General features: G+C 71.6%; 20 protein-coding genes. 9 read left to right on the top strand and 11 right to left on the bottom strand.

All coding sequences use genetic code 11. The features are described from left to right. The first annotated feature begins 18 nt into the window (after positions 1-18). Together ACIBF7_RS42110 and ACIBF7_RS42105 are read left to right on the top strand one after the other, a co-directional pair. Positions 19-1,248, top strand: a complete 1,230-nt coding sequence (locus ACIBF7_RS42110) for a MurT ligase domain-containing protein (RefSeq protein WP_148036666.1) — start codon at positions 19-21, stop codon at positions 1,246-1,248. Continuing rightward, the gene (locus ACIBF7_RS42105) at positions 1,238-1,951 is read left to right on the top strand and encodes a type 1 glutamine amidotransferase (protein WP_148036667.1); all 714 of its coding nucleotides are present in this window, start codon (positions 1,238-1,240) and stop codon (positions 1,949-1,951) included. Before ACIBF7_RS42110 ends, ACIBF7_RS42105 begins: the two co-directional genes overlap by 11 nt. Position 1,952: 1 nt before the next feature. Here ACIBF7_RS42105 and ACIBF7_RS42100 read toward each other — a convergent pair whose 3' ends face one another. Beyond that, the gene (locus ACIBF7_RS42100) at positions 1,953-2,315 is read right to left on the bottom strand and encodes a DsrE family protein (RefSeq protein ID WP_219546152.1); all 363 of its coding nucleotides are present in this window, start codon (positions 2,313-2,315) and stop codon (positions 1,953-1,955) included. 53 nt (positions 2,316-2,368) lie between these two features. On the opposite strand from ACIBF7_RS42100, the gene ACIBF7_RS42095 reads away from it, so the two are divergent. The 3 genes from ACIBF7_RS42095 (at position 2,369) to ACIBF7_RS42085 (ending at position 4,507) form a co-directional block, all read left to right on the top strand. Beyond that, positions 2,369-2,857: an FABP family protein gene (locus ACIBF7_RS42095; protein ID WP_148036669.1), complete on the top strand. Its 489-nt coding sequence runs from the start codon at positions 2,369-2,371 to the stop codon at positions 2,855-2,857. Between the two features lie 287 nt (positions 2,858-3,144). After that, positions 3,145-3,558: a Fur family transcriptional regulator gene (locus tag ACIBF7_RS42090; protein WP_148036670.1), complete on the top strand. Its 414-nt coding sequence runs from the start codon at positions 3,145-3,147 to the stop codon at positions 3,556-3,558. 10 nt (positions 3,559-3,568) lie between these two features. Beyond that, positions 3,569-4,507 carry a glycine cleavage T C-terminal barrel domain-containing protein gene (locus ACIBF7_RS42085; RefSeq protein WP_364233020.1) on the top strand — a complete coding sequence of 313 codons (939 nt, stop codon included), beginning with the start codon at positions 3,569-3,571 and terminating at the stop codon, positions 4,505-4,507. A 9-nt stretch (positions 4,508-4,516) separates the two neighbouring features. Here ACIBF7_RS42085 and dtd read toward each other — a convergent pair whose 3' ends face one another. After that, positions 4,517-4,942, bottom strand: coding sequence for a D-aminoacyl-tRNA deacylase (dtd, locus tag ACIBF7_RS42080; protein WP_364233023.1), 426 nt, complete (start codon positions 4,940-4,942; stop codon positions 4,517-4,519). Positions 4,943-5,002: 60 nt separating this feature from the next. On the opposite strand from dtd, the gene ACIBF7_RS42075 reads away from it, so the two are divergent. Continuing rightward, a complete protein-coding gene (locus tag ACIBF7_RS42075; RefSeq protein WP_364233025.1) occupies positions 5,003-5,923 on the top strand; it encodes an asparaginase in 921 nt (306 codons plus the stop codon). A gap of 2 nt (positions 5,924-5,925) precedes the next feature. On the opposite strand, the gene ACIBF7_RS42070 is transcribed toward ACIBF7_RS42075, so the two are convergent. The 7 genes from ACIBF7_RS42070 to ACIBF7_RS42040 all read right to left on the bottom strand — a co-directional run bounded on the left by ACIBF7_RS42070 (position 5,926) and on the right by ACIBF7_RS42040 (position 11,111). Next, the gene (locus ACIBF7_RS42070) at positions 5,926-7,536 is read right to left on the bottom strand and encodes a DUF2207 domain-containing protein (RefSeq protein WP_364233028.1); all 1,611 of its coding nucleotides are present in this window, start codon (positions 7,534-7,536) and stop codon (positions 5,926-5,928) included. A 48-nt stretch (positions 7,537-7,584) separates the two neighbouring features. Then, positions 7,585-8,319 carry an alanyl-tRNA editing protein gene (locus ACIBF7_RS42065; protein ID WP_148036675.1) on the bottom strand — a complete coding sequence of 245 codons (735 nt, stop codon included), beginning with the start codon at positions 8,317-8,319 and terminating at the stop codon, positions 7,585-7,587. An 8-nt stretch (positions 8,320-8,327) separates the two neighbouring features. Continuing rightward, positions 8,328-8,696, bottom strand: coding sequence for a DUF2516 family protein (locus ACIBF7_RS42060; RefSeq protein ID WP_148036676.1), 369 nt, complete (start codon positions 8,694-8,696; stop codon positions 8,328-8,330). A 133-nt stretch (positions 8,697-8,829) separates the two neighbouring features. After that, a complete protein-coding gene (locus ACIBF7_RS42055; RefSeq protein ID WP_271278950.1) occupies positions 8,830-9,291 on the bottom strand; it encodes a hypothetical protein in 462 nt (153 codons plus the stop codon). 6 nt (positions 9,292-9,297) lie between these two features. Further along, positions 9,298-9,792, bottom strand: a complete 495-nt coding sequence (locus ACIBF7_RS42050) for a helix-turn-helix domain-containing protein (protein WP_148036678.1) — start codon at positions 9,790-9,792, stop codon at positions 9,298-9,300. Between the two features lie 60 nt (positions 9,793-9,852). After that, positions 9,853-10,758, bottom strand: a complete 906-nt coding sequence (locus ACIBF7_RS42045) for a M56 family metallopeptidase (RefSeq protein ID WP_148036679.1) — start codon at positions 10,756-10,758, stop codon at positions 9,853-9,855. Further along, a complete protein-coding gene (locus tag ACIBF7_RS42040) occupies positions 10,755-11,111 on the bottom strand; it encodes a BlaI/MecI/CopY family transcriptional regulator (protein ID WP_148036680.1) in 357 nt (118 codons plus the stop codon). The genes ACIBF7_RS42045 and ACIBF7_RS42040 overlap by 4 nt, the downstream gene beginning before the upstream one ends. Before the next feature lie 54 nt (positions 11,112-11,165). Here ACIBF7_RS42040 and ACIBF7_RS42035 point away from each other — a divergent pair, with 54 nt between their 5' ends. Then, the gene (locus ACIBF7_RS42035; protein WP_364233033.1) at positions 11,166-11,678 is read left to right on the top strand and encodes an O-acetyl-ADP-ribose deacetylase; all 513 of its coding nucleotides are present in this window, start codon (positions 11,166-11,168) and stop codon (positions 11,676-11,678) included. 3 nt (positions 11,679-11,681) lie between these two features. On the opposite strand, the gene ACIBF7_RS42030 is transcribed toward ACIBF7_RS42035, so the two are convergent. Both ACIBF7_RS42030 and ACIBF7_RS42025 read right to left on the bottom strand, forming a co-directional pair. Continuing rightward, a complete protein-coding gene (locus ACIBF7_RS42030; protein ID WP_364233036.1) occupies positions 11,682-12,485 on the bottom strand; it encodes a class I SAM-dependent methyltransferase in 804 nt (267 codons plus the stop codon). Continuing rightward, a complete protein-coding gene (locus ACIBF7_RS42025) occupies positions 12,478-13,221 on the bottom strand; it encodes an SDR family NAD(P)-dependent oxidoreductase (protein ID WP_364233038.1) in 744 nt (247 codons plus the stop codon). Before ACIBF7_RS42025 ends, ACIBF7_RS42030 begins: the two co-directional genes overlap by 8 nt. Positions 13,222-13,365: 144 nt before the next feature. Between ACIBF7_RS42025 and mshA the strand changes: the two genes are divergently transcribed. Together mshA and ACIBF7_RS42015 are read left to right on the top strand one after the other, a co-directional pair. Then, positions 13,366-14,604, top strand: coding sequence for a D-inositol-3-phosphate glycosyltransferase (gene mshA / locus ACIBF7_RS42020; protein ID WP_219546203.1), 1,239 nt, complete (start codon positions 13,366-13,368; stop codon positions 14,602-14,604). A gap of 10 nt (positions 14,605-14,614) precedes the next feature. Next, positions 14,615-15,097 (top strand): YbjN domain-containing protein, encoded by a 483-nt coding sequence (locus tag ACIBF7_RS42015; protein ID WP_148036684.1) that lies wholly within the window; start codon positions 14,615-14,617, stop codon positions 15,095-15,097. Positions 15,098-15,108: the final 11 nt, after the last annotated feature.

The following is a 15,108-nucleotide window of genomic DNA, read 5'->3' as shown; positions in this document are numbered from 1 at the left end:
GGACTAGGATTTGTCAGCATGACCCAGCTTTCACTGCGGGCTCAGCTCGCGAGCGCCCTGGGCCGCAGTGCCGCCACGCTGTCCAGGATGACCGGGCGCGGCGACGGCTCGGTGATCGGCGGGCGGGTCGGCCTGATGCTCGAGCCCGACCTGCTCCGCAAGCTTGCCCGCGACCGCAAGCTGGCCCTGGTCAGCGCGACCAACGGCAAGACGACCACGACGCGGCTGATCACGTCCGCACTGCTGGAGCTGGGGGAGGTGGCCACCAACGCGTTCGGCGCCAACATGCCCGCGGGCCACGTCTCCGCCCTCTCCACGCACAAGAACGCGCCCTACGGCGTGCTGGAGGTCGACGAGAAATACCTGCCCGAGGTGCTCGACACCACCGGCGCGGGCGTCGTCTGCCTGATGAACCTCAGCCGCGACCAGATGGACCGCGCCGCCGAGATCTGGCTGCTGGCGCAGAAGTGGCGCAACGCCCTGTCGGGCAAGCCCACCCACGTCATCGCCAACTGCGACGATCCGCTGGTCACCTGGGGCGCCTCCACGGCCGCCAAGGTCACCTGGGTGGCCGGCGGGCAGCGCTGGAAGGAAGACTCCTGGAGCTGCCCCGAGTGCGGCGGCCCGCTGGAGCGCAAGGACGCCGACTGGGCCTGCCGCGAGTGCACCTTCCACCGGCCCGAGCCGCAGTGGGTGCTCGACGACGACGCGGTGATCGACCCGCGCGGCCAGCGCTGGCTGATCGACATCCAGCTTCCCGGCCTGGCCAACCGGTCCAACGCGGCGATGGCGCTGGCCGTCGCCGACGCGTTCGGGCTGTCGGTGGAGCGGGCGATGCCCCGGCTGCGCGAGGTGACCTCGGTCGCCGGCCGCTACACGACGGTCGAGCGCGACGGCCGCCAGGCGCGGCTGCTGCTGTCCAAGAACCCCGCGGGCTGGCTGGAGGCGTTCGACGTCTCCGACCCCAACCTGCCGATCATCCTGTCGGTCAACGCGCAGGGCCCCGACGGCCGCGACACCTCCTGGCTGTGGGACGTCGACTACCGCATCCTGCGCGGGCGGCCCGTGTTCGTGACCGGTGAGCGCCGCCTCGACCTGGCGCTCCGGCTCGAAGTGGCCGACGTGCCGTTCGCGCTCTGCGCGTCGTTCTCGGAGGCGCTGGCCATGCAGCCGCCCGGCCGGGTCGACGTGATCGCCAACTACACCGCCTTCCAGCAGATCCGATCGGAGTTCGGCCGTGCCGTCTGACAGCGCCCTGCGCATCGTCTGGATCTACCCCGACCTGCTGAGCACCTACGGCGACCAGGGCAACGTGCTCGTCCTGGAGCATCGCGCCCAGCGTCGCGGGATCGAGACGGAGACGGTCCACGTCCGCTCCTCCGACCCGGTGCCGGAGACCGGCGACGTCTACCTCATCGGCGGCGGCGAGGACCGGCCGCAGATCCTCGCGGCCGAGCGGCTGCGCCGCGACGGCGGCCTGCAGCGCGCGGTCACCCGCGGCGCCTCCCTGCTCGCCGTCTGCGCCGGCTACCAGATCATGGGCAGCACGTTCGGCGGCGAGGAGGGCCAGCCGGTCGACGGCATCGGCCTGCTCGACCTCGCCAGCGCCCGGGGTCCCGCGAGGGCAGTGGGCGAGCTGGTGGCCGAGGTCGACGCCGCGCTCGGGCTGCCGACGCTGACCGGGTTCGAGAACCACATGGGCGTCACCCGTCTCGGCCCCGGCGTCAAGCCGCTGTCGAGGACCGTGAAGGGCGTCGGCAACGGCGACGGCTTCGAGGGCTGCTACGCCGGCCACGTGGTCGGCACCTACCTGCACGGCCCCGCCCTGGCCCGCAACCCGGCGCTGGCCGACCTGCTGCTGTCGTGGCGGGTGGGCGAGCTGGCCCCGCTCGACGACACCCGCTACGAACAGCTCCGCCAGGAACGGCTCAGCGCCGTGCTGGCCCAGTAGGTCAGTAGACGAGCGCCTGGACGCCCTCGTCCGTCACCTCCTCGACGAACGTGGGCGCTCCGGCGATGCGCACGCCCTCGATCACGTCCTCGACCGTGATCTCGCGCCGCGCCGCACACTGCGTGCACAGCGTCACCCGCCCGCCGGCCAGCACCGCGCCGAGCAACTCGGCGAGCGGGACCGCGTGGGGCAGCTCGAACTTCTCGGCCCGGCCGGGGAGCGCGAACCACGCGGACTCGCCGGTCAGCCAGACGGAGACGGGAACTCCGCTCGCGAGCGCCGCGGCCGCGACCGTGAACGCCTGGTTGCAGCGCTCGGGGTCGTCGGCGCCCGCCGTCACCTTGATCACCAGTGATCGTGCCATGCCCGCCACCCTAGAACGTCACCCGCCCGCCCCGCGCCACTAGGGTTCTGCATATGGAGGAACCACAGGTGCATCCTGACCTGGAACCGATCGCTTTCCTGCTCGGACGGTGGGAAGGCGCCGGCGTCGGGGGCTACCCGACGATCGAGAGCTTCAACTTCGGTCAGGAGATCGAGTTCGGCCACAACGGCAAGCCCTTCCTGACGTACGTGAGCCGCACCTGGCTGCTCGACCAGGACGGCAACCGGGTCAGGCCGCTGGCCACGGAGTCGGGCTACTGGCGGGCGCTGCCGGAACGGCAGCTGGAGGTGGTGCTGTCACACCCGACCGGCATCGTGGAGATCTACGTCGGCGAGGTCGTCTTCCACAAGATCGACCTGCGGACGGATGTGGTGGCGCGCACGGTCACGGCCAAGGAGTACACCGCGGGCCGCCGCCTCTACGGGCTGGTCAACGGCAACCTGATGTGGGCCTACGACATGGCCGCGGTGGGGCATCCGCTCACGTCGCACATGTCGGCGGAGCTGAAGAAGGTCGGCTGAGAAACGAAGAAGGGCCCCGGGCGACGTTCCGCTCTCGGGGAGAGCGGGCCGGATGGACCAAAGGCGATGACAGGTGTCACGCCCTCCGGCTGCCAGGGGCCCCGGTGGTTGCCTCGTACTCGCGAACGACTGCGAGACAACAGCCCGCGTCGTCAGCGGACAACCACCTCGCTGGTCCTCTTATGGCTAACCATTATGTGGACCACCTCCTTTCCGCGTATTCACGAAGCTATGCGGTCTCCGGCTGACAGGGCAAGCGATTAACGTCCGGCCGTAGACTCGGGGGCATGACGGAGACGCAGTGGCATGAGGAGCTTCGCGCCAAGGGTTACCGGGTCACTCCGCAGCGCCAGCTCGTCCTGGAGGCGGTCAAGGAGCTGGAGCACGCCACGCCCGAGGAGATCTGCGGCAAGGTCCGCGAGACCGCCCGCGGGGTCAACATCTCCACCGTCTACCGCACTCTGGAGCTGCTCGAAGAGCTCGGCATGGTGACCCACACCCACCTGGGTCACGGCGCCCCGACCTACCACCTGGCGGCCGAGGCCGACCACGTCCACCTGGTGTGCCGGGGCTGCGGCCAGGTCATCGAGGTCCGGCCCGAGCTGGCCGAAGGGCTGGTGCGCGGGCTCGACGACGAGCTGGGGTTCGCGGCCGACGTCCACCACCTGACCGTCTTCGGGCGCTGCCGCGAGTGCCGATAGCCTGGGAGGTATGCGTAGCCCACTGCTGGATCTGCCGGGAGCCGTCGCAGCCGACGCCCCCGACGCCGACGTCGCGGCACACTACGGCGACCTGTTCGCCGAGCAGCGCGCGCTGGTCAAAGGCGAGGCGGTCGTCGACCGGAGCAACCGCGAGGTGGTGCGCGTCTCCGGGGCCGACCGGCTGACCTGGCTCAACGACCTCACCTCGCAGAAACTCGACACCCTCCAGCCGGGCGAGTGGACGCAGACGCTCGTGCTCGACCCCCAGGGCCGCGTCGAACACCACCTGACCCTGGTCGACGACGGTGCGGCCGTGCTGGCCCACGTCGAGCCCGGCACCGCCGACGCCCTGATCGGCTACCTCGACCGGATGCGGTTCATGCTCAGGGTCGAGGTGACGCGGGCCGACGACCTCGCGGTGCTGTCCACCGCCGCCGGCGACTCCTACGTGCCGCGCGCCGAGCTGGGCGACCACCTGGGCAAGCCGCTCGCGGGCCTGTGGGCGTACGAGGCGCTGCGGATCGAGGCGCACCGGCCGCGGCTGGGGTTCGACACCGACCACAAGACGATCCCCCACGAAGTGGGCTGGATCGGTCCGGCGGTCCACCTCACCAAGGGCTGCTACCGCGGCCAGGAGACGGTCGCCCGCGTCCACAACCTGGGCCACCCGCCGCGGCGGCTCGTCTTCCTGCACCTCGACGGCAGCGTCGACACGCTGCCCGCGCACGGCGCGCCGGTGATCTTCGAGAGCCAGGAGGTCGGCACCGTCGGCTCGGCGGCCCGCCACCACGAGCTCGGGCCCATCGCGCTGGCGGTGATCAAGCGGACGGTCCCGGTCGACGCCCAGCTCCTGGCCGGCGGCGTGGCGGCCGCCCAGGAGGTCGTGGTGCCGCCCGACGCGGGCCGCAACGTGAGCATCGACCCGGGGCTGCGGCGGCGCATCAGATAGCGGGGTCCGCTAGACGTCCACGATCAGCGTGATCGGGCCGTCGTTGACGAGCGACACCTTCATGTCGGCGCCGAAGCTGCCCGTCTCCACGTGCGCGCCCAGCCCGCGCAGCTCCTCGACCACCGCGTCGACCAGCGGCTCGGCGACGGGTCCCGGCGCGGCGGCCTGCCAGGTGGGGCGCCTGCCCTTGCGGGCGTCGCCGTAGAGGGTGAACTGGCTGATCACCAGGAGCGGCGCGGCCACGTCGGAGCACGACTTCTCGCCGTGCAGGACGCGCAGGCCCCACAGCTTGGCGGCCAGCCTGGCCGCCTGGGCCCGCGTGTCGGTGTGGGTCACGCCCACCAGGACGAGGAGGCCGGGCTCGTCGATCGCGCCGACCGTCTGCCCGTCGACGACCACCGAGGCGGAGCTCACCCGCTGAACGACTGCTCGCATGGGATCCCATTCTGGCCCAGCCGTGAGACCTCCGTAGACTCGTGACGAAAGGGGTGCGTGATGTCGCTGGTCGTGGAGGTCGTCCGGTCCGGGTTCGTGGAGTCCAGGCACGAGGTGCGCATGCTGGCCCTCGACACCGTGGGCAGCCCCGCCGAGGCGCACGGGGCGGTGCACGTGCCGGCCTCGCCCCGCTCGACCATGAAGCCGCTGCAGGCGCTGGCGATGCTCCACAACGGCCTCAACCTGAGCGGCGAGCTGCTGGCGCTGGCCTGCGCCTCCCACGCGGGCGAGCCCTTCCACGTCGAAGGCGTCACGAAGATCCTGGCCGGGGCGGGGCTCGACGAGTCGGCGCTGCTCTGCCCCGAGGACTACCCGGAGGACCGGGCGGTGACCGAGCGCGGCCGCCTCTACATGAACTGCTCGGGCAAGCACGCCGCCATGCTCGCCGCGTGCGTCGCCAACGGCTGGCCCACCGCCTCCTATCTGGCGGTCACCCACCCGCTGCAGCGGGCGATCCGGAACACCGTGGAGGAGCTGACCGGCGAGCGGATCACCGCCTCGGGCGTCGACGGGTGCGGGGCGCCGCTGTTCTTCGTCTCGATGCTGGGCGTGGCCAAGGCGTTCCGGTCGCTCGCGCTGGCGGCCGACGACAGCAGGGAGCGGGCCGTGTTCGACGCGATGCGCGCCCATCCCGAGTGGACGTCAGGCACTCATCGGCCGGAGGCCGCGCTCATGCGGGCGCTGCCCGGCCTGCTGGTGAAGGCGGGCGCGGAGGGCTTCCAGGCGTTCGTGTTCGAGGACGGCAGGACCGGCGTCATCAAGATCGAGGACGGCTCCGGCCGGGCCCGCACCCCGCTCACCGTGGCGGCGCTGCGCTCGCTCGGCCTGACCTCGCCGGCGCTCGACGGGCTCGCCGTCCACCGCGTGATGGGCGGCGGCGAGCCGGTGGGCGAGCTGCGCGTGCGCACCACCCACCGCTGACCTCAGAGCGTGCGGAACTGACGGCTCGCCGAGATCGCGCCCGACGTGGTCGTGGTGAACGTGCGCATCGAGCCGGCGAACTTCGACAGGTCCCACTCCGCCGGGCCGTGGTACCAGTAGAGGTTGTCGGCCTGGTGTCCGTTGCCGGTCACCGACGCCACCAGCCGCGACCAGTGCTCCACCCCGTCGAAGATCACGGCGTACGGGAGATAGCGGGAGAACAGCTCGACCCGGTCCTTCTCCGCGACGTTGCCCACGTCGCCGGAGAAGAGGAAGTCGCGGAAGCCGAGCGTGTGCGCGAGCGCCGCCGCCCCCTTGGCGGTCTTGGCCGGCATGTACTGGCCGCCGACGGCCAGCGCGCCACCCGCGATGATGACGGCCAGCCCCAGCAGGCCGTAGGAGGTGAACCAGGCGAGCAGGGCCGTGGACACCACGCCGGCGACCAGGAGCACGACGCCGACCGTGGTCCAGAGGGTGCGCTCGGCGTCGGGACGGCGGGCGAACCAGCCCTGCCGCACCACGTCGGCGTAGAGGGCGTCGCGGACCTTGCCCAGGTGGGCCGCGAACGAGCCGGACAGCTGCGACAGCAGCACCGCCTCACGCCCCTCGAAGATGGCGTCGTAGAGCGCCTGCTCGTACGGCAGCAGCGTGTGGGACGGCGCGTGCGGCAGCCGCACCAGCAGCCAGTCGGGGGCGTCGTAGGTCTGCCGGGGCTGCTCGTCGATCCGCAGATAGCCGCGTACGGCGAGGTCCACGATGGTCGCGGTCACGTCGACCACGTCGGCCTGCTCGTCCACCAGCGTGCCGATCTGGCCCGGACGGACGCCGTCGGGCGGGGAGAAGTGGCCGTTCCGCACGGGGTTGACCGCGCCCGTCTCGTGGCTGACGACGCGGGCGTCGCGGCCCCGCGTCCAGTAGAGCAGCGCCACGCCGCCGAGCAGCAGCACCAGCAGGGCCGCCAGCGCGCCGCCGGTCACCGGGTTGAGCGCGAACGCGCCGGCCAGGGAGAAGCGCTTGTCGAGGATCGGCTGCCCGCCGCTCGCGCCCTCGGGGAAGCCCACCACGACGGTGAGGGCCTGGCCGGGCGCGAGGCCCTCCTGCTCGAAGTCGGCCTGGGTGCCGGTGTGGTCCATCGCCGCGGAGGTGCAGCCGATGGCGGAGGTGAGCTCGCCGGCGAAGCACGAGAGGTTCTGCACCAGGCCGGGGCCGGTGACCTTGACCGTGGCCTTGTCGACGGCGGTGTCCCAGCCGCTCACCGCGAACCAGCGCAGCTCCTCGGCGTCACCGGCGGGGGCGACCGCGCCCTTCACGTCGTACTCGACGGTCGCGGGCGAGGTGACCGTCAGCACGCCGTCGGCGTAGGTGCCGCCTTTGACGTTGGAGATCTCGTAGAGACGGTCGTTGGCGTCGTCGTGGCGCGTGCGGGTGAGGAACGTCCGCTTCAGCTCGCCAGAGCCGCCCTCGAGCTTCTCGACGACGTGGACGGTGCCGCCCTTGCCCAGGGTCATGGTGACGTCGGCGGTGATGCCGGCGTTCGCCGCCATGGCGGGAGCGGCGATCAGCGCGAGAGCGGTCGTCACCAGTGCGGCCAGCGTCAGCCTGAAACCCGTCATGGCCGGTCATCGTATCGGGTCCGCCTGACACATCCGTAGGTGTCTGGATCAGTCGGAGATCGCGATGCGCAGCCGGCGGAAGCCGCGGCCCTTGCTCTCGACCTTGGTCACCTTGATGCGGCCGATCTGCTTGGTGGAGGCGACGTGGGTGCCGCCGTCGGCCTGGGTGTCGAGGCCGACGATGTCGACGATCCGCACGTCGCGCACCTCCGGCGGCACCAGGTTGGTGGCGGTGCGGATGATGTCGGGGATCGCGAACGCCTCGTCACGCGGCAGCACCCGCACGTCGATGCGGCGGTCGGCGAGGATCTCGGCGTTGCAGGCGTCCTCGACGGCCTCCTTGAAGCCGGGCGGCACCTCGGGCAGGTTGAAGTCCATCCGGGCGGTCAGCGGCTCCATGTTGCCGCCGGTGACCGGGCAGTGGAAGTCGCGGAAGACCACCCCGCACAGCACGTGGAGGCCGGAGTGGGTGCGCATCAGGGCGGAGCGCCGCTCGTCCGCCACGGCGGCGCGCACGACCGTGCCCACCGGCGGGATCGGGTCGCCCTCGGCGGGGATCAGCTGGAGGTCGTCGCCCTTGCGCACGCCGACGACGCGGGTCTCGACGCCCTGCCAGATGAGCACGCCGTGGTCGGCGGGCTGGCCGCCCCCGCCGGGGTAGAAGGCCGACCTGTTGACCACGATGCCCTCGGGGGTCGCGTCGAGGACCACGGCCTCGAAGTCGCGCAGGCTCTGGTCGGAGAGTTCGAGGCGCTCGGTGCGCCCGTGCAGCTCGGTGGTCATGCCGCGCGTCACCAGGGGCCGTAGGGGCCGCTGTTGCCGCCGCGCCCGCCCATGCCCTTCACCGCGGGCTTGACGTCCACGATGTAGATGGCGGCGGCGATCACCGCGGCGATGGAGAACAGCCCCAGCCCGATGCCCAGGAAGGCACGGCCTCCGATGACCAGGAAGTTGATCACGTACGAGTAGGCGCCGGCGGCCGAGAAGAGCGTGGCCAGAATCAGGATGATCAGCCAGATGTTCTTCTGCAGCTTGCCCGCCGAGACGAACGCGTCGGCCGGCACCCGGAGCGCATGCACCAGCGCGTATCCCGACATGCCCAGAACGATCAGGGACAGCACCGAGAAGAGGAGGTTGAAGACCAGGTTGATGAATTGCATGTGTTGGCTCCCGCCCAATGCCGCGATGAGTCGGGCTTCAGCCTAATGGCCGCCCGCGTTCCACGGGCACCGCTCAAGCGCCGGAAACGCGCGAAAGCCCGCCTCCGCGAGGAGACGGGCTTCGCCGGGTGGGTCAGGCCTTGGCCTTGGTGGTGCGGGTCCTCTTGACCGGCTGGGCGACCGGCGGCTCGGCGGCCTCCGACATCTCCTCCAGCTCAAGGGCGGCCTCGCCGCTGGTCTTGCTGACGACCTTGCGGCCGCGGACCGCGAACTCCTCGTAGACCTTGACGGCGCGGTTGGTGAACTCGTCGGCGTACTCGCGGGCCTTCTCCGGGAGCTCCTTGGCGATGTCCTCGGCCTTGCCGGCGTACTCGCGGGCCCTCTCCGGGAGATCCTTCGCGATGTCCTCGGCCTTGCCGGCGTAGGCGCGCGCCCTCTCGGGGAGCTCCCTGGTCAGCTCGGCGCGGCGCGACTGCAGCTTCTGCAGCCGCTCGGGCAGCTCGCGCAGCTTCTCCACGGCGTAGTCGCCGGCCCCCGCGACCGCGTAGAACGGCTTGGTGTCGGCGAGTTTCTTCACTTCGGTGGCGAGCGTCATGATGGGTTAACCTTCCTTCGTTTCCTGGTTGACGGGGCCGTTGCCGTTGCCCGCCGCGTAGGGCTCAAGTGCGGCGAGGAGTTCGGGCGGCAGCGGCTGTTCGTCGTCCGGTGCGGAGGCGGGCCGGGGGTGGGCGTTCTGGGAGGTCTGCTCGTCCCCGGCCGGTCCTTCCTTCCGGAACGACTCGTAGATGTCGATCAGCACCTGGCGCTGCCGCTCGGTGATGTGCGGGTCTTCGCGGATCGCCGTGATGACGTCGCTGGGAGGTTCGTGATCCTCGATGAGACCGGCCTGCACATAGAGCACCTGCGACGAGATGCGCAGGCCCTTGGCGATCTGGTTGAGGATCTCCGCACTCGGCTTGCGGAGGCCGCGCTCGATCTGGCTCAGGTAGGGATTGGACACCCCCGCCGCGGCAGCCAGCTGGCGCAGCGAGATCTTCGCCTGCTGCCGCTGCTCGCGGATGTATTCGCCGATCGAGCCGACTTTGGGAAGTGCCATGCCTCGATTATGCCGCCCGTTGCTTGCAGTTGCAAACGAACTGGTTAACACCTGCAAGCGCTAGAGCTGGATAATCCACAGGAACGGGGTCGATGTGACCAACGTCACGGACAGCGCGACGATGCCCGCCCGGGCCCTGCGGGGCAGCTCGGGAGCGGGCTTGATCAGGCGGTCGACCCTGGCCATGACGTTGCTGGCGTGCAGGCCCAGCATCCCGCTGGGGGCCGGCATGGCGCCCGCGGTGCCGAACCGCAGCAGGGCCGTGGCCAGCCGGCGCGGCGAGCAGTAACGGCGGGCCCGGTCGTCGGCCGCCATCTCGATGAGCAGCTCCACCTGCTCCTGCGCCTCGCACACCACCTTCGACCAGGGCAACGCCCGGCGCAGCGCGGCGAACGGCAACAGCACCAGATCGTGGCGCTCGCGTACGTGGGCCGCCTCGTGCGCCAGCACGGCGGCGAGCTCGTCGCGCGACCACAGCCGCAGCGCGCCCTCGCTCACCACCACCTGGGAGCGCAACCCCGGCACGCAGTAGGCCGCCGCGCCGGGGTGGTCGAGCACCCGCACGCCCGGCACGCCGGGGTCGTCGCGGGAGATCAGCGCGAGCAGCGTGCGGTGGCGCCTGCGGGCGCGCAGCGCGTGCACCCCCGCCGAGATCAGCACCACGACCAGCACGGTCAGCGAGGTGAGGCCGGCGATCATGGCGAGCACGTGCAGCGGGTCCCACGCCGTGCCGGGCGCCTCGCCCTGGACGAACGCGACCAGGCCGGGCAGCACGCCTATGCCGTAGGGCTGCACCCCGAAGGCGAGCATGGCCCCGGTGGTGGCCAGCCCCCACGCCACGCCCAGCGACTGCCACAGGATGATGGCCAGGCGGGGCGCGCGGTAGGTCCAGCGAGCGGTGGTGAGACGCCAGGAGCCGATCGCGCACGCCGTGGCGAGCGCGGCCAGCGCCGCTGCCGTGATCACTCTTCCTCCAGCTCCGTAAGGGCTCTGCGCAGGATCTCCGCCTCGTCACCGGAGACGGCCTGGGCGAAACGGGTCAGGGCGGCGGAACGGTCGCCCGTCATGTCGAGAGCTCCAAGCATAAGCTCGGCGATGTAGCTGTCGCGGCTTTCCGCGGGTTCGTAGCGCCAGGCACGCCCGTCACGGGTGCGCCGGAGGAAGCCTTTGCGGGTGAGGCGGTCGAGAACGGTCATGACCGTGGTCGGCGCCAGGTCACGGTCGGCGATGAGACGGCCGACCTCGCGGGCGGTCAGCGGGATGCTCTCCACCCACAAAATATCCATGATGCTGCGTTCAAGCTCGCCAAGACCCTTCACACGCTCCAGCGTAGTACTACACGGCGTCGAGCAGCCATCCGGGATCCTGGTGAGATGGATATCACGCTGGTGCAGGGAGATATCACCAAACAGGAAGTGGACGCGATCGTGAACGCGGCCAACTCCTCTCTCATGGGCGGCGGCGGGGTGGACGGGGCGATCCACCGGAAGGGCGGGCCCGAGATCATCGAGGAGTGCCGGAGGCTGCGCGCCTCCCAGTACGGGCACGGCCTGCCGACCGGCGAAGCGGTCGCCACCACCGCCGGGCGGCTGCCCGCGCGCTGGGTGATCCACACGGTCGGGCCCGTGCACTCGCCGTTCGAGGACCGCTCCGAGCTGCTGGCCTCGTGCTACCGGGAGTCGCTGCGGGTGGCCGGGTCGCTGGGCGCCGAGTCGGTGGCGTTCCCGGCGATCGGCACCGGCATCTTCGGCTGGCCGCTCGCCGACGGCGCCCGCGTCGCGGTCGACGCCGTGCGCGCCTCGGTGGCGTCGGTGGCGTCGGTGGCTGAGGTGCGGTTCGTGCTGTTCGAGGCGACCGCGTACGCCACCTTCGCAGCGGCGCTGTGACCGTCACGCGTCCCGGACGTCCGGCGCCACCGCCGGCCAGGGCACGGTGAGCTCGCCGAGACGCCAGCGGGCGCGGCCGCCGAGCGGCGGGTGGCAGGGGACCGGCCAGGTGGCCGCGAGGGTCCGCGCGGCGGCGATCCAGCGCTGGCGCGCGCCATGCGAGCTGTACGGGGCGCTGACCGCCCACGCGTGGTCCCAGTCGCGCAGGAACGCGTGGATCCGCTCCCCGGGCACGTTGCGGTGGATGAGCGTCTTCGGCAGCCGGTCGGCCAGGTCCGACGGCCGCTCGAACGCGTCGAACCGGGCCGAGAACGTCAGTGTCCGCGGGCCCGACGCGTCCAGTCCCACCCACACCGCCCGGTGCCCCACCTCCGAGCAGGTGCCCTCGACCAGCACGCCGCCGGGGGCCAGCCTCTCCAGCAGCGCCCGCCAGTAGCGCCAGGCCTCCGCCTCCCCGTACTGGCGCAGCACGTTGAAGGCCCGCACCAGCACCGGCGGCCGGGCGACGGGCAGCTCGAAGCCGCCGAGCGCGAAGCTCAGCCCTTCCCGCTCGTACGGCTTGGCCGCCGCCACCCGGGCCGGGTCGATCTCGATCCCCACCACCTCGACGTCCGGCGCCACCCGCCGCAGCCGGGTGAACAGCTCCAGCGTCGTCACGTGCGAGGCCCCGTACCCCAGGTCCACCACGAGCGGCCTGGCGGTGGCGCGCAGCAGCCCGCCGTGGACGGCGGCGATCCACCGGTCGGCGCGCCGCAGCCGGTTGTGGCCGGTCGTGCCCCGGGTGATCGAGCCGACCGGTCTAGCCACTGACGCGGTGCACCTTGTGCTGGGCGGCCTGGGCCCGGGGGCGGATGACCAGGCGGTCGACGTTGACGTGCGCGGGCCTCGTCACGCACCAGGCGATCGCGTCGGCGACGTCGTCGGAGCTGAGCGGGTCGGGCACGCCCTCGTACACCTTGTCCGCCCGCTCGGCGTCGCCGCGGAACCGGGTCAGCGCGAACCCCTCAGAGCGCACCATGCCGGGCGCGATCTCCACGATCCGCACCGGCTGCCCGACCAGCTCCAGCCTGAGCGTCTCGGTCATGGACGTCTGCGCGTGCTTGGCCGCGCAGTAACCGCCGCCTCCCTCGTACGAGACCAGCCCGGCCGTCGAGGTCAGCATCACCAGCACGCCGTCGCCCGAGCCGATCAGCTTCGGCAGGAGCGCCTGGGTGACGCGCAGCGAGCCGAGCACGTTGGTGTCGTACATCCGCTGCCAGTCGTCCACCCGGCCGTCGGACACCGGCTCCAGCCCGAGCGCGCCGCCGGCGTTGTTGACCAGCACGTCGCAGCGATCCAGCGAGGCCGCCAGCTCGTCCACCGACTCCTGGGAGGTAACGTCGAGCGTCACCGGAGTGACGCCGGGCACCTCGGCCGCCAGCTTCTCCAGCCGGTCGCGCCGCCTGGCTCCGGCCACCACGTGGTAGCCCTCGGCGGCCAGCCGCCGCGCTGTCGCCTCGCCGATGCCGCTGCTCGCGCCGGTCACCACAGCCGTTCTCTTCATGCGCCACATCCTGCCAGGCCGCCCTTCGGGGACCCCCACTGTGATGCCTTGTCGGGAATGTCGAAAAAATCTGGACAGTTGTAAGTCACTTGGAGGTGATGTCGGGTGAGGCGACGACGGGTCAACCGGGTCGCGACGATCAGCATGCACACGTCACCGCTCGACCAGCCCGGTACGGGCGACGCCGGCGGCATGAACGTGTACATCGTCGAATCCGCCAAACGGCTGGCTCAATCGGGCGTGGAGGTGGACATCTTCACCCGCGCCACGGCCCGCGACCTGCCACCGGTCGCCGAACTGGCGCCCGGCGTCCTGGTCCGTCACCTGACCGCCGGACCGTACGAGGAGATGGACCGGGCCGACCTGCCCGGCCAGATGTGCGCGTTCCTGTCCGAGGTGCTGCGCATCGAGGCCATGTACGAGCCCGGCCACTACGACGTGATACACTCCCACTACTGGCTGTCCGGCCAGGTCGGCTGGCTCGCCAAGGAACGCTGGGGCGTCCCGCTCGTGCACACCATGCACACCATGGCCAAGGTCAAGAACCGGCTCCTCGCCGAGGGCGACCGGCCCGAGCCGCAGGCCCGCGTCGTCGGCGAGGAACAGGTCGTGCAGATCGCCGACCGCCTCGTGGCCAACACCGCCGACGAGGCGCACGAGCTCATCGACCTGTACGGAGCCGCCGAACAGCGCGTCGCCGTCGTCAACCCCGGCGTCAACCTGACCGTCTTCCAGCCCGCCTCACAGGGCGCCGCCCGGCAGCGGCTCGGCCTGCCACAGGGCGCGCGCGTCCTGCTGTTCGTCGGCCGCATCCAGCCGCTCAAGGCCCCCGACGTGCTGCTGCGCGCCGCCTCCCGCATGCTCATCGACGACCCGTCACTGCGCGGCCGCCTCGTCGTCGCCTGCGTCGGCGGACCCTCCGGCAACGGACTGGCCAGGCCGTCCATCCTCACCGAACTCGCCACCGAACTCGGCCTCGCCGACACCGTCCGCCTCGTGCCGCCGGCGCCGCAGCACGAGCTCGCCGACTGGTACCGCGCCTCCGACCTCACCGTCGTCCCCTCCCACAGCGAGTCCTTCGGCCTCGTCGCCCTGGAGTCCCAGGCCTGCGGCACCCCCGTGGTCGCCGCCGCCGTCGGCGGGCTGCGCACCGCCGTCCGCGACGGCGTCTCCGGGCTCCTCGTCGACGGGCACGACCCGCACGACTGGGCGCAGGCCATCGGCGGCCTCCTCACCGACCCGGCCCGCCTCGCCGCCCTCTCCGCGGGGGCGCGCGAGCACGCCGCCGCCTTCGGCTGGCAGGCCACCTCCGCACGCCTCATGGACGTGTACGCGCAAGCCGTCGCCCACCTGCACCGGCAGCCGGTGGCGGTGAACTCGTAGGCTGTAGCGCATGCGCGACCTCATCGAAGCCGCGCTCAAGGCCGCGGACGTCGAACACGACGAGCCGCGGCCGGGAGCGTTCCTCGCCAAGCTGCCCGGCCGGCACAAACTCGCCACCATGACCTGGCTGATCGTCGGCGAGCGGGTCCTGCACATCGAGGCGTTCTTCTGCCGCCAGCCCGACGAGAACCACGCCGAGTTCTACAAATGGCTGCTCGCCAGGAACGGCTCCATGTACGGCGTCCACTTCTCCGTCGACCCCGTCGGCGACGTCTACCTGGTCGGCCGCATGCCCCTCACCGCCGTCACCGAGGAGGAGATCGACCGCATCCTCGGCTGCGTGCTCACCTACTCCGACGAGTCGTTCGACCGCGCCCTGGAGATCGGCTTCGCCTCCTCCATCAGGCGCGAGTGGGAATGGCGCAAGAAACGCGGCGAATCGCTCGCCAACCTGCAGGCTTTCGCCCGCTTCGCGGACCCGGAGCGCTCCTGAACCAGGCCGCC

The organism is Nonomuraea sp. NPDC050478 (assembly GCF_044458265.1).
GTDB lineage: Bacteria > Actinomycetota > Actinomycetes > Streptosporangiales > Streptosporangiaceae > Nonomuraea > Nonomuraea ferruginea.
The sequence above is the reverse complement of the archived record's forward strand: the minus strand, read 5'-3'. Positions and strand labels throughout refer to the sequence as shown.

Coding starts and splice junctions, on each gene's coding strand:
- ACIBF7_RS42110 (WP_148036666.1), top strand. CDS start 19: ATGACCCAGCTTTCACTGCGGGCTCAGCTCGCGAGCGCCCTGGGCCGC.
- ACIBF7_RS42100 (WP_219546152.1), bottom strand. CDS start 2,315: ATGGCACGATCACTGGTGATCAAGGTGACGGCGGGCGCCGACGACCCC.
- ACIBF7_RS42095 (WP_148036669.1), top strand. CDS start 2,369: ATGGAGGAACCACAGGTGCATCCTGACCTGGAACCGATCGCTTTCCTG.
- ACIBF7_RS42090 (WP_148036670.1), top strand. CDS start 3,145: ATGACGGAGACGCAGTGGCATGAGGAGCTTCGCGCCAAGGGTTACCGG.
- ACIBF7_RS42085 (WP_364233020.1), top strand. CDS start 3,569: ATGCGTAGCCCACTGCTGGATCTGCCGGGAGCCGTCGCAGCCGACGCC.
- dtd (WP_364233023.1), bottom strand. CDS start 4,942: ATGCGAGCAGTCGTTCAGCGGGTGAGCTCCGCCTCGGTGGTCGTCGAC.
- ACIBF7_RS42075 (WP_364233025.1), top strand. CDS start 5,003: ATGTCGCTGGTCGTGGAGGTCGTCCGGTCCGGGTTCGTGGAGTCCAGG.
- ACIBF7_RS42070 (WP_364233028.1), bottom strand. CDS start 7,536: ATGACGGGTTTCAGGCTGACGCTGGCCGCACTGGTGACGACCGCTCTC.
- ACIBF7_RS42065 (WP_148036675.1), bottom strand. CDS start 8,319: ATGACCACCGAGCTGCACGGGCGCACCGAGCGCCTCGAACTCTCCGAC.
- ACIBF7_RS42060 (WP_148036676.1), bottom strand. CDS start 8,696: ATGCAATTCATCAACCTGGTCTTCAACCTCCTCTTCTCGGTGCTGTCC.
- ACIBF7_RS42055 (WP_271278950.1), bottom strand. CDS start 9,291: ATGACGCTCGCCACCGAAGTGAAGAAACTCGCCGACACCAAGCCGTTC.
- ACIBF7_RS42050 (WP_148036678.1), bottom strand. CDS start 9,792: ATGGCACTTCCCAAAGTCGGCTCGATCGGCGAATACATCCGCGAGCAG.
- ACIBF7_RS42035 (WP_364233033.1), top strand. CDS start 11,166: ATGGATATCACGCTGGTGCAGGGAGATATCACCAAACAGGAAGTGGAC.
- ACIBF7_RS42025 (WP_364233038.1), bottom strand. CDS start 13,221: ATGAAGAGAACGGCTGTGGTGACCGGCGCGAGCAGCGGCATCGGCGAG.
- mshA (WP_219546203.1), top strand. CDS start 13,366: ATGCACACGTCACCGCTCGACCAGCCCGGTACGGGCGACGCCGGCGGC.
- ACIBF7_RS42015 (WP_148036684.1), top strand. CDS start 14,615: ATGCGCGACCTCATCGAAGCCGCGCTCAAGGCCGCGGACGTCGAACAC.